Annotated in this window: 22 protein-coding genes; 11 read left to right on the forward strand and 11 right to left on the reverse strand. The window is 44.2% G+C overall.

Translation table 11 applies throughout. The features are described from left to right. Window positions 1–24: 24 nt before the first annotated feature. The 4 genes from QY309_02200 to rpsT form a co-directional block, all read right to left on the reverse strand. Window positions 25–951, reverse strand: coding sequence for a DUF1028 domain-containing protein (locus QY309_02200; GenBank protein WKZ61672.1), 927 nt, complete (start codon window positions 949–951; stop codon window positions 25–27). A gap of 50 nt (window positions 952–1,001) precedes the next feature. Then, on the reverse strand, window positions 1,002–1,616 hold the full coding sequence (locus QY309_02205; GenBank protein ID WKZ60298.1) for a DUF1684 domain-containing protein: 615 nt from the start codon (window positions 1,614–1,616) through the stop codon (window positions 1,002–1,004). 11 nt (window positions 1,617–1,627) lie between these two features. After that, on the reverse strand, window positions 1,628–2,329 hold the full coding sequence (gene radC / locus QY309_02210) for a DNA repair protein RadC (protein ID WKZ60299.1): 702 nt from the start codon (window positions 2,327–2,329) through the stop codon (window positions 1,628–1,630). A 96-nt stretch (window positions 2,330–2,425) separates the two neighbouring features. Then, a complete protein-coding gene (gene rpsT / locus QY309_02215; GenBank protein WKZ60300.1) occupies window positions 2,426–2,680 on the reverse strand; it encodes a 30S ribosomal protein S20 in 255 nt (84 codons plus the stop codon). A gap of 241 nt (window positions 2,681–2,921) precedes the next feature. Between rpsT and QY309_02220 the strand changes: the two genes are divergently transcribed. Beyond that, window positions 2,922–3,794: a zinc dependent phospholipase C family protein gene (locus tag QY309_02220; GenBank protein WKZ60301.1), complete on the forward strand. Its 873-nt coding sequence runs from the start codon at window positions 2,922–2,924 to the stop codon at window positions 3,792–3,794. 101 nt (window positions 3,795–3,895) lie between these two features. Here QY309_02220 and QY309_02225 read toward each other — a convergent pair whose 3' ends face one another. After that, the gene (locus QY309_02225; GenBank protein WKZ60302.1) at window positions 3,896–4,906 is read right to left on the reverse strand and encodes an SRPBCC family protein; all 1,011 of its coding nucleotides are present in this window, start codon (window positions 4,904–4,906) and stop codon (window positions 3,896–3,898) included. A 102-nt stretch (window positions 4,907–5,008) separates the two neighbouring features. Here QY309_02225 and QY309_02230 point away from each other — a divergent pair, with 102 nt between their 5' ends. The 5 genes from QY309_02230 to QY309_02250 all read left to right on the forward strand — a co-directional run bounded on the left by QY309_02230 (window position 5,009) and on the right by QY309_02250 (window position 8,392). Then, window positions 5,009–5,467 (forward strand): DUF4199 domain-containing protein, encoded by a 459-nt coding sequence (locus QY309_02230; protein WKZ60303.1) that lies wholly within the window; start codon window positions 5,009–5,011, stop codon window positions 5,465–5,467. A 79-nt stretch (window positions 5,468–5,546) separates the two neighbouring features. After that, window positions 5,547–6,845 carry an aminopeptidase P family protein gene (locus QY309_02235; protein ID WKZ60304.1) on the forward strand — a complete coding sequence of 433 codons (1,299 nt, stop codon included), beginning with the start codon at window positions 5,547–5,549 and terminating at the stop codon, window positions 6,843–6,845. 1 nt (window position 6,846) lies between these two features. Further along, complete coding sequence (locus QY309_02240; GenBank protein ID WKZ60305.1) at window positions 6,847–7,644, forward strand: DUF4198 domain-containing protein; 798 nt, start codon at window positions 6,847–6,849, stop codon at window positions 7,642–7,644. Window positions 7,645–7,726: 82 nt separating this feature from the next. Further along, window positions 7,727–8,152: a Rid family hydrolase gene (locus QY309_02245; GenBank protein ID WKZ60306.1), complete on the forward strand. Its 426-nt coding sequence runs from the start codon at window positions 7,727–7,729 to the stop codon at window positions 8,150–8,152. Window positions 8,153–8,263: 111 nt separating this feature from the next. Next, entirely contained in the window at window positions 8,264–8,392 is a 129-nt protein-coding gene (locus QY309_02250; protein ID WKZ60307.1) for a hypothetical protein, read from the forward strand. A 1-nt stretch (window position 8,393) separates the two neighbouring features. On the opposite strand, the gene QY309_02255 is transcribed toward QY309_02250, so the two are convergent. Next, window positions 8,394–8,720, reverse strand: coding sequence for an iron-sulfur cluster assembly accessory protein (locus QY309_02255; GenBank protein WKZ60308.1), 327 nt, complete (start codon window positions 8,718–8,720; stop codon window positions 8,394–8,396). A gap of 13 nt (window positions 8,721–8,733) precedes the next feature. Continuing rightward, a complete protein-coding gene (locus tag QY309_02260) occupies window positions 8,734–9,141 on the reverse strand; it encodes a hypothetical protein (protein WKZ60309.1) in 408 nt (135 codons plus the stop codon). A 78-nt stretch (window positions 9,142–9,219) separates the two neighbouring features. Here QY309_02260 and mce point away from each other — a divergent pair, with 78 nt between their 5' ends. Together mce and thiL are read left to right on the forward strand one after the other, a co-directional pair. Continuing rightward, window positions 9,220–9,627 (forward strand): methylmalonyl-CoA epimerase, encoded by a 408-nt coding sequence (gene mce, locus QY309_02265; GenBank protein WKZ60310.1) that lies wholly within the window; start codon window positions 9,220–9,222, stop codon window positions 9,625–9,627. A 287-nt stretch (window positions 9,628–9,914) separates the two neighbouring features. Further along, complete coding sequence (gene thiL / locus QY309_02270; GenBank protein WKZ60311.1) at window positions 9,915–10,958, forward strand: thiamine-phosphate kinase; 1,044 nt, start codon at window positions 9,915–9,917, stop codon at window positions 10,956–10,958. Here thiL and QY309_02275 read toward each other — a convergent pair. Next, window positions 10,937–14,137, reverse strand: a complete 3,201-nt coding sequence (locus QY309_02275; protein WKZ60312.1) for an ATP-binding protein — start codon at window positions 14,135–14,137, stop codon at window positions 10,937–10,939. The genes thiL and QY309_02275 overlap by 22 nt on opposite strands. Beyond that, window positions 14,137–14,505 carry a hypothetical protein gene (locus QY309_02280; GenBank protein ID WKZ60313.1) on the reverse strand — a complete coding sequence of 123 codons (369 nt, stop codon included), beginning with the start codon at window positions 14,503–14,505 and terminating at the stop codon, window positions 14,137–14,139. Before QY309_02280 ends, QY309_02275 begins: the two co-directional genes overlap by 1 nt. A 93-nt stretch (window positions 14,506–14,598) precedes the next feature. Here QY309_02280 and QY309_02285 point away from each other — a divergent pair, with 93 nt between their 5' ends. Together QY309_02285 and QY309_02290 are read left to right on the forward strand one after the other, a co-directional pair. Further along, window positions 14,599–17,433: a glycosyl hydrolase gene (locus QY309_02285; protein WKZ60314.1), complete on the forward strand. Its 2,835-nt coding sequence runs from the start codon at window positions 14,599–14,601 to the stop codon at window positions 17,431–17,433. Between the two features lie 145 nt (window positions 17,434–17,578). Further along, complete coding sequence (locus QY309_02290; GenBank protein ID WKZ60315.1) at window positions 17,579–18,103, forward strand: hypothetical protein; 525 nt, start codon at window positions 17,579–17,581, stop codon at window positions 18,101–18,103. Window positions 18,104–18,108: 5 nt separating this feature from the next. Here QY309_02290 and QY309_02295 read toward each other — a convergent pair whose 3' ends face one another. Beyond that, on the reverse strand, window positions 18,109–21,279 hold the full coding sequence (locus tag QY309_02295; GenBank protein WKZ60316.1) for a S41 family peptidase: 3,171 nt from the start codon (window positions 21,277–21,279) through the stop codon (window positions 18,109–18,111). A gap of 9 nt (window positions 21,280–21,288) precedes the next feature. Continuing rightward, on the reverse strand, window positions 21,289–21,879 hold the full coding sequence (locus QY309_02300) for an ACP phosphodiesterase (GenBank protein ID WKZ60317.1): 591 nt from the start codon (window positions 21,877–21,879) through the stop codon (window positions 21,289–21,291). Between the two features lie 141 nt (window positions 21,880–22,020). On the opposite strand from QY309_02300, the gene QY309_02305 reads away from it, so the two are divergent. Beyond that, window positions 22,021–22,413 carry a hypothetical protein gene (locus QY309_02305; GenBank protein ID WKZ60318.1) on the forward strand — a complete coding sequence of 131 codons (393 nt, stop codon included), beginning with the start codon at window positions 22,021–22,023 and terminating at the stop codon, window positions 22,411–22,413. Window positions 22,414–22,419 lie beyond the last annotated feature (6 nt).

Below are 22,419 nucleotides of genomic sequence, written 5' to 3' on the forward strand. Positions count from 1 at the left end.
TGTTCGACCTGAAAGCTATGAGGTTCATTTCACCAAAACCTTCATGTCCTCATCTGAAACCTGAAGCAATCCTGCCTTGGGCAGCCTGCGGGTAAGTTCGCGCCAGTTGGGGTCTTTCTTGTAAATCTTTTGCAGCATGGCCGATGCTTTCGGAATGTCTTTGTTGTTGGCTAAGGTGATGGCCGTCCAGTATTGCATTTCAAGGTTTTCTGGAAACATCTTCATGGCCTTGCCATATTCATCCATGGCTTCCTGCATTTGATTTTTCTCCACATACAAATCGCCTTGGTTCATGTGCTCATACGCCCGGAATACTTTTAATAGCCGTGCAATCTCAGCAATGGGATCTTTTGAATCATCCACACGAAGATCAACCAGTCTGTCATTCCAGGGCTCTTCACTTGCCTTTGGTGCTACCACCAGTAACGCAGCCGATTGTTTGCCGCGGATGTCGCCACCGGCTTGTTGTGCGGCTTGCAAAACGGCCACCATGCGTTCAGGCAATCGCAAGGATGCATTTTCTTTCCAGGCCTTTTCCATAGTGGGAACCACCTTGTCATTCAACATCATGTTGGCCTGAACAGAAAAATTCTCGCCATTGCTGTGACCGGCAGCATCAATACAACTTTTACCGGTATGTGTGGCCACCCTGCCTTGCGTATCGAGTATGGCTACTTGCCTGAATTCTTTTCCGGAGTCATCACTCAGCAACAAATCCAGTGTTTCTTGTGGTGACTTCCCCTCTTTCAACAAATTGAGTCCGCGTATACCAAACGATTTGTTTACAAAAGATTGCGTGGCAATAACACCAACACCTGCTTCACCCCACGATACAACAGTGCCTACACTGAACCAATTGCTCTGAACGGCTACCGCCATTTCACCCGTGTTGGCATCGCGTGCCACAATGGAAAAGGTGTGTGCAAACGGGTCGGTTGGTTTTTGTGCCATGAGCAACACAGTACAAACGGTAAAGCAAATTGTAAGGAAGTATCGCATAATTATTTGTAGTTTTTTTCGCCAGCGTAAATGGGAATGGTTAGTAAATTTTCCGGTGGTGGCAGGGGGCAGGAATAGGTTTCATTATAGGCACAATACGGATTGTAGGCTTCATTGAAATCAAGCGTAATCGTGTTAATGCCTTTTGGTTTCTTTACATCCAGGTAACGACCGGCTCCATATGTTTCGCGCGCACTGGTTTCATCGCCAAAGGCAAGAAATAATGCGCCACGGTAGGGGCCCATATCCATTACTTCAAGGATAAGCAACCGCTGATCAACACCATCAATTGAAAATTCAGCGTGCGCATATTCCATATAGCGTTTGGCTTTTCCATCGCTGGTGCCCAATTCAATCATCTTTTTGTTTTCAACAGGAATGATTCGTGCAGTTACCCGGTATTTTTTATCCGGAGGAAAATAGGAGAGACTGGAATATTCTTCCACTTTTCCGGCAAACGGAGAATCGGATGCCGTGCGCATGAAGTGATCTTTCTCTTCGCGTTGCTTCAGTACTTTTTGTTCGTACGATCCGTCATCTTGCCCAACAAATGAATAGACTATTGCCATCACACCAACCAGTACAACACCCATAATAATCAAGTTATTTTTTTTCATAGTCACTCACGTTACAGCAATCCTTCATCTGCAAAACTATAGTATTGCTTTCCTGCCACAATTAAATGATCAAGCAATTGAATTTCCAGCAGCTTGCCGGCTTCTTTCAATTTACGGGTCAGGTCAATGTCCTGCTGGCTGGGCGTGAGGTTTCCGGATGGATGGTTATGCGCCACAATAATGCCGCTGGCCAGTTCTTCGAGCGATGTCTTAAAAATGATTTTCGGATCGGCCACTGTGCCATGCACACCCCCCAGACTGATTTTGTGTTTTTTGATTACCCGGTTGGCCCGATTGAGCAACAATACCCAGAATTCTTCATGTGGAATATCCATCAGGTCGCCTCTCAACAAATCGTAGGCATCTTTTGATACCGCAATTTTTGGTCGATCGGTTACCCCAGAATCTTTTCTTCTCCGCCCAAGTTCCAGGGCACTTACAATCGCAATGGCTTTGGCTTCACCAATGCCCTTGATTTTCATGAGGTCTTTTACCGTAAAGCGGGCAAGGTCATCAAGGTTGTTGCCCGCTTGCTGCAGCATGCTTTTGGCTACATCCACTGCGCTCATCGAAGCTGTTCCGGTTCCTAACAAGATGGCGATAAGCTCGGCATCGGAAAGAGCCGCGGTGCCCTTGAGTAACAGCTTTTCGCGGGGACGGTCTTCCGCAGCCCAGCTTTTAATGTTCAGAAAGGAGCCTTTTTCTTTTTTCACGAGCCTAAAATTAAGCGCCTGGCTTACATGGACAAGCAATAAAAAACCCTGACGGTTCGCGTCAGGGTTTCTGATGTATAAGGTAAGGCTCGAAAATTAAGCCAGTTTGTTCACGTATTTGGCCAAGGTCGACTTCTGGTTGGCTGCTTTTTTCCAATGAATGATGTTCTTTTTAGCCAATTTGTCGATCATGGCAGTAACTTCTTTCAATAAAGCTTCAGCCTCTGATTTTACCGTAGTGGTACGAAGTTTCTTGATAAATGTACGGGTTGTTTTGTGTTGGTAGCGGTTTCTTACACGCTTTACCTCGTTTGCCCGGATTCTTTTCTCTGCTGATTTATGATTCGCCATGGTATTCTATCCTTACTTTTTAAGGACTGCAAAGGTAAGTGTATTCAACTTATTTGCAAAGGCTGGGTACAATGAAATTCTAATGTAAATCCTGCAAATTGGGCTCTTTCTAAGGTATTTCATCAAATTTTGCCAAATTCAACCAATGGACAGGCGTTGGTGCTGCATTTATGTGGTCTTGATCGGGTTATTTTTCTGCAATTGGGGCTTTCATGCCCACAAGCAGATAAACCGGTTGGCCGTGTTTACCCTGCCGCCCGAAATGATCGGCTTTTACAAGGCTAATATTTCCTATGTAACTGAGGCAGCCGTGAATGCCGACCGCAGGCGTTTTGCCGTAGTCGATGAGGCGCCCAGGCATTATATTGATGTTGACCACTTTGGCGATAGCGCCATTTTCACCATGCCGCGCTACTGGAAAGAGGCGGTAGAAAAATATAGCGAAGATACCCTGAAGGCCTATGGCGTTTTGCCGTGGCATATCAACGTGATGTATTATCGGTTGCGCGATGCGTTTATGGTGAAAGATCCGTCAAGGATTCTAAGCCTTTCGGCAGATTTGGGTCACTACCTGGCGGATGCGCATGTTCCCCTGCACACCACCGAAAATTATAACGGTCAGCTTACCGGACAGGAAGGTATTCATGCGTTTTGGGAATCGCGGTTACCCGAATTGTTTTCCGGTGAGTATGATTTTTTTGTAGGGAAGGCAAGTTACCTCGATAATCCGCAACTGGCCGCCTGGAAAATCATTGAAGAAACACACAAATTACTTCCGCTTGTGTTGGAGAAGGAACGCGAACTGACAGAAAGTTTTGGCGAGCGTAAATATTCGTTTGAAACAAAAGGCAGGCAGACCGTGAAAGTCTACTCACAGGAATTTTCAAAAGCGTATCACGAAGCGTTGGCCGGCATGGTGGAGCAGCAGATGAAGGCCTCCATCAAAGCCATTGGCGACTTCTGGTTCACCGCCTGGGTAGATGCGGGCCAACCTGATTTAAAATCGCTGGTTAACTACAAACCTACCGAAGAAGAGTTGGCGCAGCGCAGAAAAGAGCTGGAGGAATGGAAAGAACAACGGGTGCGGGTGCGTGAGCATGAAGAGGAAATTTAGGTAGCCATTATGCTTTACGTTCAAGCCGCTAGCCACAAGCTCCGAGCTTACGTGTGTAAACGATTAAAGTTTGGAACTTGTGGCCAGAAGCTTGAAACTTTTTATCCCTTAACAGGATAAAACACCTCCGTTACCCACTTGGTCGTATCTTTCTCCATTTCCGGATCGGTGATGTATACTTCCCATGGCGCACCAACAATCTCCAGCTTTTTGTATAGAATGTATTGGTTGATCTGGTTGTGTGTGTCTTCCAGTTTATGGTAATCACCCAGGTGAATGGCTTTAACAGCATGACCACCGGTTGTCTGCATGACCGGATACTTGGCGGGTAGTTTTGCATCTGCCGGAACGGGTAAGGCACAAACCATATCCATTTCTTTTTTCTCTTCATCCCACCGTGGGTATAAACAGAATGGTGCTCCGGCTATTTCAACTTTTGCTTTTTGAAGAACGCCCATAAGCTCACCATACGATTTACCCATCTGTGCGCTGATGGCATCGCCATCTTCAAAGCTCATGGTGGTGCTGATGCCAATGTAGCTTATCGGGTTTGTTGTTTCTTCTGAAATGGTTACCGTAAACTTTGGTTTGGCCTCTGCAATTTCTTTGAGCTTTGAAAGATTGTAATCAAATGCGGTATTCATCTCTGATGGGAACATCACTACACCCATCCAACGCATGATTGGGTTCATACCAAAATCCGTTTCAAAGTTCATGGTAAGTTTTGTTCCACCTTCAGCAGGCTCAAGGTGATAGCTCGCTTTTGAAGCCTCCTCGGCTTGCATGAAAAACAAATCGCAGGCAACGGATTCATTTGGTTTGCTTTCGGTAATAACAAGTTTTCCTTCATCTAAAACCTCACTTGTCCATTCATAGGACGCACCGGCTCCGGATTTTTGTTCTCCATAAACTACTTTCATGTCAGGATCGAGCGTATTCCAGTACGACCAGTCAGGCCATCGTTCGAGGTTGTTGATTTCCTCGAATACATAATCGGCAGGAGCGTTAATCACCTCACTTTTGGTGAGTTCAAATTTGCGGGGCAATACAAATCCGATCAGTAATAACAATACGATCAGACCTACTACGAAAAGCAATATTTTTTTAACCATAAAATTGGGGATTGGATAAGAAAGGTAATAAAAATATAAACGGAAATACCCTTGATTATCTGCTTAAAAATTCAATAATTCGGTAAACCAAACCATGCGCCTATGAATGTGTTCACCAATCCAAATCAGCTCCATGTTAATTACGGATTAAAGGTTGCCGGAGGGCTGATTGCGTACTTTCTGATTATGAAATTTGCCGGTCTGCTGAACGTAGTAGAACTGCGCCTGCTCAACCTGTTTATTCTGGTGGCAGGTATATACATGGCCTTGAAGAAATTCCAGCATTCGCATGGCGAACATATCAACTACTTTCGGGCCTTGATTACCGGTGTGGCAACGGGGGCCATTGCCTCCTTGGTGTTTGCGGCTTTTTTGTTTTTGTATGTGCAATTTCTTGATCAGGGTTTCATGCAATACATTATAGACAATGAGCCTATGGGTCGGTTCCTGAATCCGTATATCGTGTCCTTTATTGTGGCGCTTGAAGGGGTATTCAGCGGGCTACTCGTCACGTTTGTGTTGATTAATTACATCAATACCGATGAGCCCAACGAAGGTTGAGTCCTGAACAATTTTAATTATAGAAAACCTGCCACCGATCGGCAGGTTTTTTTACTTTTAGCCACTTGAAAATCCGGCTATGCGCTACAAAAAAATCAACAATGAACTTTTTAAGTTAAACCGTAAACGACTGATCAAGGAATTGAAACCCGGATCGGTTGCTGTGTTTAATGCCAACGACATTATGCCCACCAATGCCGATGGCACCATGCGCTTCAGGCAAAATAGTGATTTGTTTTACTTGACTGGTGTCGACCAGGAAGAAACAATTCTGGTCGTGTGTCCGGATTATCCGGATAAGAAACTGCGCGAAGTGTTGTTCGTACGCGAAACTAATGAGCAGATCGCAACCTGGGAAGGTCACAAGCTAACGAAAGAAGAAGCGCGTGAAGTGAGCGGCATTGAAACGATTTTATGGACATCGGATTTTCAGCGCGTATTCAATACCATGATGGTAATGGGAGGTGTGGAGCATGTATACCTGAATACCAACGAACACTATCGTGCCGATGTGCTGGTTGAAAGTCGTGATTCACGATTTATAAAATGGTGCAAAGAAAAATATCCGTTGCATCAGTATACACGGATCGCTCCGTTAATGTCGAAATTGAGGGCGGTGAAGTCGCGCTATGAACTGGAGCAGATGCAGGAAGCCTGCAATATCACTGAAAAAGCTTTCAGACGCATTTTGAAATTTGTGAAACCGGGTGTGAAGGAATATGAAATAGAAGCTGAGTTTGTACATGAGTTTGTCAGAAATGGTTCACGTGGATTTGCCTATGAGCCAATCATTGCTTCAGGTGCAAATTCCTGTGTGCTGCATTACATTGAGAATAATAAAGTTTGCAAATCAGGTGATGTGTTGCTGTTGGATGTTGGTGCGGAGTATGCCAATTATAATGCCGATATGACGCGCACCATTCCGGTTAGCGGAAAATTCACCAAGCGCCAAAAAGATGTGTACAATGCTGTGCTTCAGGTGAAGCGGACTGCATACAAATTACTTCGACCCGGAACGGTTTACTTCGATTATCACAAGGAAGTGCAAAGGGTAATGGAAAGTGAGTTGTTGAAATTGAAACTCATTGATAAAACCGATCTCAAAAATCAAAAACCAGAGCGACCAGTGGTGATGAAATATTTTATGCACGGCACCGGCCATCATTTGGGGCTTGATGTACACGACACCGGCAACATGTTCGATAAGATGAAAGAGGGGATGGTGTGGACGGTGGAGCCCGGTATTTATATCAAGGAAGAAGGATTGGGTATACGCCTGGAGAACAATGTGGTGATAACCAAAAGCGGAGTTCAGGATTTGATGAAAAATATTCCCATTGAAGCGGACGAGATTGAGGACTTAATGAATTCGAAATAACATGATCCGTAAATTCACACTTGCTTTTTTATTGGTAAGCTTAGCTTCGTTGCTGGTTCAGGCTCATGAATTCTGGATGCAGCCGGATAGGTTCGTCTATCAGGTTGGCGAGGTTGCCAAAATAAATTTCATGGTGGGCGAGAATTTTGTCGGGGAACGCTGGAAGGTAAACGCGCAACGGTTCCTTCGGTTTGATCATCATGCCGGATCATACAGTGAAGGTTTGATTGAGCAACTGAATACCGGTGAAGGAAACAATCTTGAAGTTAAGCTGGCAAAAGAGGGCTCGCATTTGTTTGCCATGCAGTCGACCAATGCATTTATTGAACTGGAGGCGGACAAGTTTAACGAATACCTGAAGGAAGACGGGCTCGAAGATATTCTGGCCTTTAGGCAGAAGAACAACCAGATGGAGAAACCTGCAAAGGAGTACTATGCCCGGTGTACCAAGTTGTTGTTGAAGGCGGGTGCAAAATCGGATGATACCTATAAGAAAGTGATCGGTCTTCCACTTGAAATTGTGCCTGAGAATGATCCGTATCGCGCCAAGACTGGCGACCACTTATCCTTTAAGGTGTTGTTTGAAGGCAAGCCTTTACCCTTTACCATGGTGAAGGTGTGGAACCGAAAAGACGGCACCACGTTCATGCAAAATATCTACACTAAAAAAGATGGCACCATCGATACTCGGTTAAGCAACACCGGTTCATGGATGGTGAGTTGTGTGAAGATGGTACCTTCACGGGAGGAAGGGGCCGAGTGGCAGAGTTATTGGGCAAGTTATGTTTTTGGTTATTAGACTTAACTCAGTAATCTGGAAAGTAAGTTAAGATTTTCGATTAACGAATATTGATTTTTGAAGGAAGTCAAATCTAAAAAAAATGAGTCAATCAATTCATTCCGATAAAGCCCCCGATCCCGTTGGTCTCTACCCCCACGCCCGTAAGGTTGGCAACCTGTTGTTTCTTTCTGGCGTTGGGCCACGGAAAAAGGGCTCAAAAGAAATTCCCGGTGTAACGCTAGATGAAGCGGGTAACATTGTTTCCTACGACATAGCCGAACAGTGCCATTCAGTTTTTCAAAACGTGCGGTTTATTCTGGAGGCTTCCGGCTCGCGATGGGAGAACCTGGTAGACGTTACCGTGTTTCTCACCAACATGAAGGATGACTTCAAAACCTTCAATAAAATCTATGCTGAGTACTTTAAAGACAATCAGCCTTGCCGTACAACCGTGGAGGTAAATGCCCTGCCTACCCCCATAGCCATCGAATTGAAGTGCATTGCCGTTGTTGACCCGGTTCAATAACCCCTAAAACAGTCGTTCTACGGACAATTTCGCCTTTTCAACCGTTTTCGGTAAACAAGAATGGCTGAAACTGAGTTAATTACATAAGATTAACGAACAACCCCACTGTTCATGAAAACTTTTAATAGCGAAGTACCACAGTTTGATTTGCTGCGTGTAGTTGTATGGAGTTCACTGATTGGTTATGCCGTTACGGCCGTGATGTGGACAGGTGTAAATGTGTTGCGCCTGATTTTTTAACCTACACGGAGAAGCTTTCTCCGCAGCCGCAGGTCCGCGAGGCATTCGGATTGATGAACTGAAATCCCTTTCCGTTCAAGCCATCTGAAAAATCGAGCGTAGTGCCTAAGAGGTATAGTAAACTCTTTTTGTCTACCAGAATTTTTACGCCTTTATCTTCAAAAACCTGATCGGCAGGTTGAATGCTTTCATCGAAATTCAGGTCATACATCAAACCGGAACAGCCACCACCTTTTACCGAGACACGAATATTCGGGTTGGTCGATTTTCCTTCCTTGGTACGAAGTTCAATGATCTTTTCTTTTGCTTTATCGGTAACGCTGATCATACATCAATTAAATTTAAGACACCGGATTTAACACAACACTAAAAACGGTAATGGTGTTCATGTCGCGGCCGTAATATAATTTCTGAAGTGCATCCGTAATGTTTCCGGCCCGGAAGTATGAGGTATGCAGTTCTTTATCGCCTTTGGCTACCCACTGAATGGTGTAGCTGTTTTCTTTCTCTTTATAGTTCTGCACATATGTGTGCATCTTTTTCAGGGCATCGAGCTTGTCGGTTCCGGTTACGGAATGAAATAAAAACGACTGATTATGCCGCGGGTTAACGGTAATCAGGTCTAGCTTAACCTTGCCGTCAAGGGTCGAATACTCAAATACCAAATCAGCCGAACGCAGGCCCAGGTAGTTCTTGATTTCATCCTGCAGGCGCGCTGCCTCAACATGTATTCCGCTGGTGGTTTCCATTATCGTTTTTAGCTAACACAGTCAAAAACTTTCCAAAAGGCTGAAAAGTTTCTCAATTTAACGGCAAAGTTAACAATTATGGAAAAACTCGAGCATATCGGCATTGCGGTTAAAAATCTGGCGGAAGCCAATGCCTTGTTTGCCCGGCTGCTGGGAAAGGAACATTATAAGATTGAAACAGTAGAATCTGAGGGGGTTCGCACCTCATTTTTTGAGCTTAACGGTGTGAAGATTGAATTACTGGAGGCCACCCGCCCCGATTCACCCATTGCAAAATATATCGAGAAGCGAGGCGAAGGCATTCACCATCTGGCGTTTGCGGTGGCAGATGTGCGCAAGAGCATGGAGCATTATAAGCAGGATGGTTTTGAGCTGATTAATCCCGAACCAAAAAAGGGAGCAGACAACAAGGAAATTTGTTTTCTGCACCCCAAATCAACTAACGGAGTTTTGGTAGAACTCTGTCAGGATATTACCGGCTCTTAGGATAGTTCGGCACTTCCTTTTTGCCATATTGGATGGCATTGTAGTACCGTTGTTTTTGTTTGCCCAGTTTAGTTTCATAATACGGCCGGGGCACCGTGGAACAAGATGCGAATACGATTAAAGCCAGGACAAGCCACGCCAACATTTTTTTCATAATTGTGCTTTCTGGTTGTGCATAGATACCGGGTGGTGTGGAATAAAATCCTTGAAATCGGGTTATAATCTTACTTTTGTGGGGCGAAGCGTTTGCATAAACGCTGAATGAACGGTTACAACAGTTAAAACACATGAGCGAAAAGCGATCGGAAATTAATGAGTTGGGTGAATTTGGTCTGATCGACCGGATTGCCAGTCGGGTGTCTCTTCAAAACCCATCTTCTATAAAAGGAATTGGCGATGACGCAGCCGTGATTGATGCCGGCAACGATTTTGTGCTGGTGTCAACCGATTTGTTGGCAGAAGGTGTGCATTTTGATCTCGCATTCACTCCGCTTCAGCACTTGGGGCACAAGGCAGTTTCGGTAAATGTTTCCGACATCGCAGCGATGAATGGAAAAGCGGAACAGGTTGTTGTTTCGCTAGCATTGAGTAATCGTTTTTCTGTTGAAGCAATTGATGCCTTGTATGAAGGCATTCGTGCAGCTTGCACACAGTATAAAGTTGACCTGGTTGGTGGTGATACAACGGCCTCACGAGCAGGGCTGATCATTTCCATTACGGTAATCGGTCGTGTGGCAAAAGATAAAGTGGTTTATCGTTCGGGTGCGAAGGCTAATGATATTATTTGTGTTACCGGAGATTTGGGTGCTGCCTATGCCGGACTCCAGATTTTAGAACGGGAGAAAGAAGTTTATCTGTCAAACCCCGACATGCAACCGGGACTTGAAAAGTATGAATACATTGTTGGTCGGCAATTAAGACCGATTGCCCGCACCGATGTTGTTTTTGAATTGGATGAGTTGGGTGTTACCCCTACTTCCATGATTGATATTTCCGATGGACTTGCTTCGGAGTTATTTCACCTCGGAAAAAATTCAAAAGTAGGTACACGCATTTTTGAAGATAAGATTCCGATTGATCAGGTTACATTTGAAACCACCGCGATGGAGTTTAAGATCGACCCCATTACCTGTGCGCTTAATGGCGGTGAAGATTATGAATTGCTGTTTACCATTCCGCAGCACGATTTTGAAAAGGTCAAAAACCATCCCGATATCCACATGATTGGATATGTACACGAAAAGCCGAATGAACACATTATGGTTACGAAGCAAGGTAATGTGGTGCCACTACGGGCACAAGGTTGGGATCATTTCAAACCTTCAGTCTGATCGGGTAGATTTAGCGGTAACCGGATGGTAAATTCTGTACCGGTATTTTCATGGCTTTCAATGTGCAACGTGCCTTTGTTAAGCTGAACAAAGTTTTTACATAAGATTAATCCGAGGCCGGTACCTTTTTCATTAGCGGTTCCCACTTTCAATGAGGTTTGCTCATCGGCCATAAGCTTTTCAATGTATTGCCGGCTCATGCCAATGCCTTCATCAGTAATTTTAATGATGGCGTGTTGATGGTTGGCGGTGGCCTGTATCTTAACCAGTTTCCCTTCTGTGGTAAATTTCAATGCATTGGAAACCACATTTCTGAGCGCAACGTACAGCATGTTCTCATCACCAAATATCGTGATCTCTTCATGTACTGAAAGTTCAAAGTTGATTCGCTTCTTTTCTGCTGTGAGTTCGTATAGTGAATGGATTTTTTGCAGCGTTTCAGTAAGTGAAAATGTTGAAGGTGTATAGGTGATGGTACCCGTTTGCGACATTGACCAGAACAAGGTATTGTCGATGAGATCAAGTGAACTACTTACGGAGTTGCGGATGCTTTTGGCGTGCTTCTTAATGGCTTCTTTGGGTAACGCTTCTACGTTCTCAATGATAATCGACAAGAATCCTTTTAGCGTGGTGAGTGGTGAGCGGAGATCGTGCGAGAGAATGGAGAAAATCAAATCCTTTTTTTGATTCAATACTTCCAGTTCTTCACGCGATTTTTCGATTTCAGCTGTACGTTCCTTTAATAGTTGTTCAAGGCGCTCTTTGTCGCGCCTGGTTTTTGCAGCGTATGCTTTTATGCTGGAGTATGTAGCGAGGCCTACGGCCACAATCGAAAGCGAAATAAACCACCAGGTTTGCCAAAAGGGATATCCAATTTCAACGCCCATCGAATCGGACTCAGTAACCTCGCCCCTGAATTTTGTGCGGATGCGGAACGTATACTTTCCGGGCTTTAAATTGTTATAGGTTATTGTGTTTGACTGACTAACATTCCATTGCGTGTCATGGTTCTCTAGTATGTATTCTGTGATGTGCGTTGAGGGTTGCTGATAGTTGGGTACAAGTATGCTGAATGAAACCTGATTTTGGTTGTGTTGCAGTTTCAGCGATGACGACTGCCGGAGATTAATATGGAATGCATGTTGTGTATCTTTAAGTCCGTACGCATTGAGAATTACAGGTTTAACCGATGCGTAGCCTGTTGTTATTTTTTTCGGATCAAAGATGTTCAAGCCATTAATTCCACCAAATACAATCTCATGCTGTTGTGTTTTTAGGTATGCGAGGCGGTTGAATTCCAGGTCCTGCACCCCTTCGCTAACGGCAAATTGTGTAACGCTACGACTTTCTCGTTCAAACTTTAAAATTCCCTGGTTGGTACTAATCCAAACATTATTATCTTCATCCGGAATGCTGGCGTAAATGGTGTTGGTATTAAGCTCGGGAATGTCAATTCGTTTAATGGCTTCTTCCGGAGAATTTAACTTACCCATGTCAAGCTGCCATAAACCAGAGTTGAATGTGCCAATCCAAAGTTTGTTGTCAATTTCCTCAATGGATAAAACCATGAAGTAGGATCCATCCGGGCGAACCGGATTTTTTTCGATGGGATAATACGTAAAAGTTAAATCATCATTCACAATCGAAACACCTCCCTGAACACCCACCCAAATTCTTTCTTCGTTATCCAGATAAAGAGCTGTAGCATTTATGGCGCGTTTTTGTGGATCACTTGAAAAATTACTGTATTTGGAAATTTGTTGAGTCTTCAGATCATAAACAAATAGTGCTCCCGTAGCAAGGATGTATAGTTTTTGACTACGCTGGATAATTTGCCGGGTCATTTTATTTGAAAAATCGGCTTGCAAGGGTTTATACCACGAAAAGGTATAGTTTCTTTTATCCATCGCTACAAGGCCAACGGATGAGGCAATGAGTATGGTGTTTGCATCCAGGTCATGGAAGTACATGGGCACACAAGGTTTTTCCACTTCCGGAAGTTTTATCCGGTGCCGGATAACGGTAGAGGTTTTTCGGTTGATCTGGTTTACAAATCCACCATCAGTGCCGATTAATAAGTCGCCATTGTCTGCTTCATAAATCCCACGAACCATCTTATCGGATAGTGAGTTGTTATTAAGCGGATCATTGGTGATGTGCTGAAATTTTATTTTTGTGGGATCGTATTTATTGAGCGCGCCCGTGGCCCCTATCCAGATGATTCCGGTTTTGTCTTCAAAAATGGATGTGCAATTATCACCGCTTAACGAAGAGGAGGAGAGGGGATTACGAACAGCAGGCAAAAACCTGTCTTCGGTTGCGCTGTAGACCGCTAACCCGCCCGACTTGGTTAAAATCCACACCAATTGATTTTGATCTATAAAAATGTTGTTGATGCGATTATAGAATGGACTTGTATCGGGAGCAAAGTATTTGGTAAAGCGTTTATTATCCAGGTCATAAATGAGGGCTCCTTGCTTTTCTGTGCCAAGGTATAGTCTGTTCTTGTTGTCAATTTCCATAGCCGTAACGCGACCGTAAACAGTAAATTCAGTGTTTGGCCAGGATATGTATACCGAGTCAATCACTTTCTTTTCTTTCAAGAAAAATACTTTACGTAAATCACCTACCAGCAATTGATCATGATGTACAATCAATGATGTTGCTGTATTCGTATTAACGTGTGGATATGTGAATTTCTTCAGCGTATCATTTTCAAGGTAGAAAAGTCCGCTGTTAAAGGTGGTTGTCCATATTACGCCATCGGGCATTTGTGCGAGTTCATTTACAATGGGTAATCCATCGCGGGCCGGTAATTTTCGTAGAGCGTTTGTATGGTAACTGTACTCCACTATGCCATAGTTTCGGGTGGCAATCAGCAAGCGTCTTTTAATCGGATCATAGAAAAGTCGGTTGATTTCGCGACCACCAATTGAGCCAGAATCGGGTAAGTTGGCATACCGGGTAAAGGTTAAGCCATCATATTGAAAAAGTCCGTCAGCCGCCACCCAAATGGTACCCTCCGGATCCTGAAGCACATCAACAATTTCAGAGGACCGAATGGTGCCTGGAATGGTGAGTTGTTCAAAAACAAGTTGTTCGGGTAAAATCTGCGCATGCAGACTACCTGGCAGTAGAATGAGGAAGATGAACGCAATATAATTCAGACAAAAGCGCATCAATCTTCCGGGTAAGGTATAAATACAAAGTTGGTAAACTCTTTGTCGACTACAAACAAACAACAAAACTCATCGGGATCTTTGTAGGCAGCTTTGAAGGCATCTTGTTTATCTGCATCAATTAACCCGCGTTGTACAAACTCATCCATGTAACTGATGTAGTAATTCCATTCCAGGTCTGCCACTTGCTTGCTAATTAAGATCTGGCCAATGGGTTGTAATTCCTTACAAACCGGAAAGACCGGATATTCTGAAAACCCTCTTTTGCGAACCTGGTAGGAAGCCTCTTTAATCGAATCTGCCACTTTCACAAAATCCTGTGATATAGTACCTAAATATTTTCCACTTAACTCCGGATCGTTGTGCATTGTTATAAAAAATGAACCACTAAAATAATATGTTGCCTTGTTTCCCTGCCCTCAAGGTAAGAATTCCCTATTTTCGAACATAAACCCATTGAAATGAGATTAATTATACTGTTTTTGATGTTTGCCCTATGCCTGTCGGTGTATGGTCAACCTTCCTCTGAAAGTGAAATTCAGGCCTCCTTCGAAACCCGTAAAAAGCTGGCCGAACAATCTATATTAAGGAATTATCCTGTACGCAATATCGGGCCAACGGTACAAGGTGGCCGTATTGTGGATATTGAGGTAAACCTGAAAAACACGCATGAATACTACCTCGGCTTTGCCTCAGGCGGAATTTTCAAAACAGAGAACAACGGCATAACCTTTAATCCCATTTTTGATGAAGTGGATGCGATGGGCATTGGCGATTTTGCCTTGTCGCAATCTGATCCAAAAATTTTATATGTGGGTACAGGTGAAAAGAACAGTAGCCGTTCCAGCTATGCCGGTAGTGGTATGTACAAAAGCACAGATGGCGGGAAAACCTGGCAACATATTGGTCTGACCGGAACACAACATGTCAGCCGCGTACTCATTCATCCGCAGGATAACAACACCGTGTGGGTGGCGGCTATAGGTGCGTTGTATTCAAAAAATGCTGAGCGTGGTGTTTTCAAAACTACCGATGGTGGACAAACCTGGAAGAAAACACTTTTTGTAAACGACAGCACCGGTATTATTGATCTGGTTATTAACCCAACCAATCCGAATCAGTTGTTGGCATCCTCGTGGGAGCGTTCGCGTAAAGCGTGGGATTTTAAAGAAGGCGGTGAAGGTTCTTCTATTTACAAATCGGATGATGGCGGTGAAAGCTGGTATAAATCGGTGGCGGGTTTTCCGCAAGGTGCACAAGTGGGGCGCATCGGGTTAGATGTTTCAGCTGCAAATCCAGCAGTGGTGTACGCCATTCTGGACAATCAAGGCGAAGTGCCGCAAGCCGATCAGCCTGCTACGGCCAGCGGTCAGTTAAAGTCGGAAGATTTTAAGAATATGACCAAAGATGCTTTTTCGAAACTGGATGATAAAAAGCTGGATGAATTTCTGCGCAATAACCGCTTTCCGCAAAAGTACGATGCTAAGAAAGTGAAGAAAGATGTTGGTGATGGAAAATATGTTCCCGCAGCGTTGTACGAATACCTGGGTGGGGATGCTAACGCTAACCTGTTCAACAAAAAAATTATTGGCGCAGAAGTTTATCGTTCGGATGACAACGGTACTACATGGAAAAAGATGAACAGCTACGACCTGGATGGTGTGTTCTTTACATACGGGTACTACTTCGCGGAAATGCGGGTTGATCCCTCCAATGCCGACAAGGTCTATATCTATGGTGTGCCGTTACTCAAATCAAATGATGGTGGCGTTACCTGGAATCATTTAGATACCCTGCGAGGCGAACAGAACATTCATGTGGATCATCATGCATTATGGGTGAACCCCACCAATGGAAAGCACATGCTACTGGGTAATGATGGTGGTTTGTATGTGAGCTACGATGAAGGCGCGTACTGGCAACACATAAATAATATGCCGGTAGGTCAGTTTTACACCGTGAATGTAGATATGGAAACACCCTACAATGTGTATGGTGGATTACAAGACAATGGAGTACTGAAAGGTTCAGCGCGATCTGTGCCCAATGTGAGCAAACACTGGGAAAGAATTGGTGGAGGCGATGGCATGTACGTAGCGGCCGATCCACGCAACAGTAAGTTGGTATATTGGGGTTTTCAGTTTGGTAATTATTTCCGTGTTGAACCTGGGAAACCTGGAGCGCGCATTACCCCGCGTAACGATGTAGGTGAAGCGACTTATCGTTGGAACTGGTGCACGCCTTTGCAACTGAGCAAACACAATCCGGATATTGTGTACATGGCAGCACAAAAAGTATTCAGGAGTTTAAATAAAGGAGAGACCTGGGAGAGCATCAGCGATGATCTTACCAAAAATTTAAAGCAAGGTGATGTGCCTTTCTCCACCATCAGTGCGTTGGAGGAATCTCCGTTAAAATTCGGATTGCTGTATGCCGGTACGGATGATGGAAACCTGTGGGTAACTAAAAATGGCGGAGGCAGTTGGGAAAAAATTGTTTCTGGATTGCCGCAAAACCGGTGGGTGAGTTCCATTTCCCCATCACCACACGATGAGGCAACGGTTTACGTGTCACTGAATGGCTATCGCAACGATGATTTCAAAACCTACCTGTACCTGAGTTCCGATTACGGCAAAACCTGGAAGAGTGTAAAAGGAAATTTACCGGAGTCGGTAGCGAACGTAATTATCCAAGATCCGGTTCAACCCAGTTTACTGTACTGTGGATTAGATAACGGAACGTATGTGAGTTTGGATAATGGTAATGTGTGGCACTATTTAACCGGAGCACTTAACGTAGCTTCCTACGATATGATGGTGCATCCGCGTGAAAATGAACTGGTGGTAGGTACACATGGGCGCAGTATTTTTGTTGCGGATGTTAAACCGCTTCAATCGCTGAAAGATGCAGGCAAAGCCATTATGGCATTTGCGCCACAAAGTATACGCCACAGCGAGCGCTGGGGACAAAAGCAATACCCATGGGCAGAGGCCAATGAGCCAAAAGTGAATGTGTTGTATTATGTTGGAAAAGCAGCGCCTACAGTTGCTGTAGAAATATACGATGAAAAGAAAAACCTCGTACGTAAGCTTACCACATCGGGTTCAGCTGGATTTCAAACATTCACCTGGGATGTAAAAGTCAATGAAGCGGTTGCTGCCCCTGCAAAAGGCAAAGGAAAGTCGAAAGCTACTGCCCCAACAGAACCAACCTTGAAATATGCTGGCAAAGGCAAGTACACGATTAAGTTTGTGAATGGAAATGAGGTAAGCGAAGTCTCAATGGAAATAAGATAAATTTGAAAATTCACTTTTATAACCCTGTCCGTTTAAAGATGGACAGGGTTTATTTTTTTCTGACTTTTATCCATTGGTGTAAACCATCGGTTTTTGCTGTTTGATTAATTCAGGGTTGAGTAACTTATATGGAAATAATAACCATATGAGTTCACAATCATCCATCTCGCGAGGAGACTTTATCCAGCTTTCCTTATTAGGGATTGCCGGCATTACCCTTCCAACCCTTTCACTTGCGCAGGACAAGCAGGAACGTCCTCCTGCCATCAATCTTGAAATTGTAAAAGAGTTTGTTGGTGTTTCGCACAGCAACCTCGATCGGGTAAAAGAGATGCTGGAGAATGATCCGCAATTACATGTTTCCTTCGATTGGGGTGGTGGCGATTATGAATCAGGCATTGAAGCTGCCGGGCATGTTGGTAACAAGGATATTGCCGGTTATCTTCTTTCAAAAGGTGCACGTTACAACATCTACCTGGCCAGTATGCTCGGGCACATCGATGTTGTTAAACAAGTACTAACGTTCAATCCCGCACTGCTCAACTCAAAGGGTCCGCATGGTTTTACCATGTTACACCACGCCAAAAAAGGAGCATCCCAGGTTGTAGTGGAGTACCTGGAGTCGCTGGGAGCCGTGCAAACAAGAATTAACTTTTACGAAAAGGGGTAGAGCCTCTAATTTAACTCCTTTAAAATTTCTTCAATCGCCCGATTCAGTTGTGGATCACGTTTCTCAAGCCTGTCCTTAAAATCCATGGGCACGAAAATATCCGGAGCCACGCCTTCCTGTTCAATATTTTTTCCATCGAGCGTGTAGCAACCCCATGCGGGTAATCGGTAAAACGATCCATCCACCAGGCCCTTACCAGATGTGAATATGATCCACCGATAGGTTTCGGTGCCGATTACCTTTCCCAGTTTTAATTCTTTGAAACCTGCAGTTGTCATTTCGGCATCACTGAGTGATTGTTCATTAGTCAGGAGTACAATGGGTTTGCCGGCAGGGGTGAAGTTGGGTTGTGAGGTAAGTTTGCCTTCGCGGTACTTCCATTGTAAATACGGCCGCTGACTTAAAAACTGCAGCACGTTATCGTGAACGTTTCCACCGGTGTTGTAACGTAAATCCAGAATCAAGGCATCGCGGTGATGCGCTTCAGAGGTCATGTCGATTAAAAATTTATTCAGTTCACCCTGCCCCATATTTTTCATGTAGGCGTAGGCAATTCGCTTGTTACTTTTCTCGTCTACGATGCGCTGATTGTTTGCGATCCACTCATCGTACAACAAATCGTTCACCTCAAAGTAACCTTGCGGTTGAATTTTTACGGTATGTTCGCTGCTTCCGCGTTTAAACGTCAGGCTAATTTCCGGATCGAGTGAAGGCTTAATAAAATACTGCTCACGGTTCTGTGCCGGATCAACCGACTCACCATTTACTTTTGTCAGTACATCGCCCGGCAAAACAGTAATTCCTTTTTTATCGGCTGAGCTATAGCGAACGATGGAGGATACGGTGTACGGTTTTTGTTCATCAAATAGAATTCCCGTAGCCAATGAACGTGTTGTATAAAATGTTTTTTCCTCATCGCCTGATGAATTAAAGCCGGTGTGGGATGAGTTCAGCTCGCCCAGCAAGTCGGTAATGAGTGTACGCAAATCAGCGCGTGTGCGCACATGGGGGAGAAACGCAGCATATTGATCGCGCTTGGCATCCCAATCGAGTCCGTGAAAGGTCTCGTTGTAAAAGTTTTCCTTTACGTTGGCCCATGTTTCCATGAACATCTGGTTGAATTCATCCTTCAGATTTCTTCTGAAGGTATAACTGATGTCGATTTTTTCTGTCTTCTTAGATTCCAGGTTGAGGGTGTGGATATTGCCGCCAACCAGTGTATAAAACTTATCGCTCGATTTTACAATAAAAGCTGATCCTGTAGTGGCACCATCAATCTTCTCGTTTTTGGGCCGTTCAAATTTTTCATAGGTGGTGAGCCAAAGGTTGAATCGGTTTTCGCTGTGGTTTGATGGATAGATGACCCAGGTTTTTTCATCTTTCTGAAATACCACGGGGTTGCCTTGTGTGCCGAAATTCGGACTCACCAATTCTACACGGTCCAGAATGTTTTCAAGGTCAATCGTATACTTCTTGATTGCAGGTGCAACGGGCTTAGGTTCTTCCTTTTTGCCTTTGCTTTTTGTGTCTTCTTTTTTGGGTTCTTCTTTAGGTTTTTCTTCAAATAGTTTAGCGTATTGATCCGACTTGAAATCATCCGCAAATTTTTCCAACGCAACCCGGTATACGCGTCCTTCACTTAAGCCATACGGATAGGCCGGACGGTAGCGGTTGGAGGTGAAGTAAATGTACTTGCCATCAGGCGACCAGTAAGGTGAGCGTTCGGTTATACCGGTGTTCGTCAGGTTAATGAGTTGTTTGGATAACAGATTGTATAGGAAAATATCTTCTTCAAAATTTCGCTTGGCGGTGAAAAGAATGTATTCGCCATTGGGTGAAAATGAAGGTGTTGAATTTTGAAATCCCCATAATTCCTCGCGCACCACCGTTTCACTTTGCATAGTTTTTAAGTCGATAATGCGTACATCATTTCTTCCGCTCAGGTAAACGCCTTTGGTGCGATCAGTATTCAGGGTAATGTCGCGGTTGTTTTGTGCATCGTTGGTGAGTTGTTTTTCTTTTCCGGTTCCATCCGCAGCAATGGTGTACCAGTTGGTGAAACCATTTAACGAGGTTTGTGCATACAAAAGCGTTTTGTTATCGGCCAGCCACTTTACTTCCAACACGCGGCCAAGTGGATGTGTGGTGATCTGCTGAACAATTTTTCCTTTGATGTCGGACACAAACAATTCGCCCCGCGATACAAACGCCATTTTCTTTCCATCCTCCGATACATCGAAATAGCCGATGCGATCTTTCACATCAAAATCTTTTTCTTTTTCGGCCGTGGTGTTCAGGATGGCCTGAATATTTACCTTTTGTGATGTGTTTGTTTTTGGATCATAGGAAAAAATCTGAAAATCTTTTTCAAATACCACCCGACTGCCATCAGCGCTTACTACCGGATAGCGAATGGAAGTTGGGAAAGTAGTGAGCGCGGTTTTCTTCCCGTCTTTAAAGGTGTATAAATTATATTCACCATTCCCTTCATCCGAAATGAAATAAACATTTCCATTCTTGTCGATAGAGGGCCACATGTCTTTACCGTTATAGTCGGTGTACTTTTTAAACGTATTGGTGGTCGCATTCCATGATTGGATATCCGGATTGTATGCACCCTTGTATCCTTTCCGGTAGGCTTGATTTTTACTTTCCCAGGTTTCGCTGAAAAACAATTCACCGTTGGGATGTTCGGCCATATTATGCACCGTATGAAAGAAGTGATCGAACAGCCGAACAGGCGTGCCTCCATTTACTGAAACCTTGTAACCTGAAAAGCGGCTGTAACGTGATGACGTGAAGTAGATAGTTTCTGAATCCCAACTCCAGTTATCGACATGATCGTACGCTTCATGAAAGGTAAGTTGTTTTACTTCACCACCGGTTGATGGCATGATGTACACATCCTGATTTCCGTTTTGCGATCCCGTAAAGGCAATCCATTTACCGTCTGGCGAAAATTTGGCGCGTGTTTCTTCCCCTTGCATGGCAGTGAGGCGTAATGCGGATCCGCCCTGAGCTGACACTTTCCACAAATCACCATCAAAGGTGAATACAATGGTTTGTCCATCCGGACTTACACATGGGAAGGAAGAGAAATACAATTCGGCATTCTGTGCATGAACCAATAGAATCATGGATACAGATGCGAGCAGGGTAAGTAGGGGTCTTTTCATAAAGTAATGTTACGTTTCTTGTTCCAGCCAGTCATTTGAAAACTTCTGAAGTTCTGGATAAAAGATAGAAAACTCCTGAGTGAATTCGTCATAATTTTTTTTGAGATCTTCTACGGCCAGTTCCATTTTTGATTCGTACTTTGATCGCCTGGCCATACCCGAAAGCGCACGCTCAATGCCTTCCAACCGGGCATAGTTCACCAGCCAGTTTCCTTTGGTCATGTACGGAAGCATGTACTTTACGCCTTCAGGCAAAATGGTATGAAATCCCTCCAGAATTCGATAATTCCGTTCGGCAAAGTCGGGAAGGAACTCTTTAGAATAGCGTTCCCAGTTTTTGGCCAACAGGTGATCGTAAAACATATCTACAATCACAGCTGAATAATGCCGGTACGTGGGGCGCAGCCTGTTTTTACTAATGGTCACAATCGGGTGACTATCGGTAAACTCATCAATGGCACGATGAAGCGCAATGCCACGGGCAATTTCAGGTTCGAATTGTTCAAGCAGGTTTCTTCCTTTTACAAAATCGCCAATGAAGTTGCCAACCATAATTTTTGGGTTGTCGCCTGAAAGGCTGATGTGCGCGAGGAAGTTCATGGGGTCAAGTTAGCGGTCGATAGGCAATAGTCAATGGTCAATAGTCCATAGTCAGCGGAAACAAATGGTAAACTATTGACCATCGACTATTGACTATAGCGTAACAATTCCCCATCTTCCAAGTTCAATAAATTAAAGCTTATGGCGCTTTCTCAGCTGAAATTACTGGTTAACCTGGCCCGGATTGATGGCGACATTGCCGAACGTGAACGAAAATATATCACCACAATCGGGCTGGCCAACGGAGTACCGATGGAAGATATCGTTCCGTTGTTCGATCAGGATCATGAGAATATTGGATTGAAGCATTTGAGCAACCAACAGAAGTTCGATTACATTGTAAGCCTGGTGCAGTTGATGAAAATTGATGAACGCCTCTATCAGGAAGAAATAAAATATTGCTCGCAGGTAGCTGCCCGTCTGGGTTACGATCAATCCGTTATGTTTGAATTGATGCTACACGTGCGCGAAGAAATGCAACGGAATGAATTGCAGACGCTGAAAAAAATTACCGAAAAATACCTATCCAAATAACTTTTA

Source organism: Cyclobacteriaceae bacterium (assembly GCA_030584025.1).
Lineage (GTDB): Bacteria > Bacteroidota > Bacteroidia > Cytophagales > Cyclobacteriaceae > UBA2336.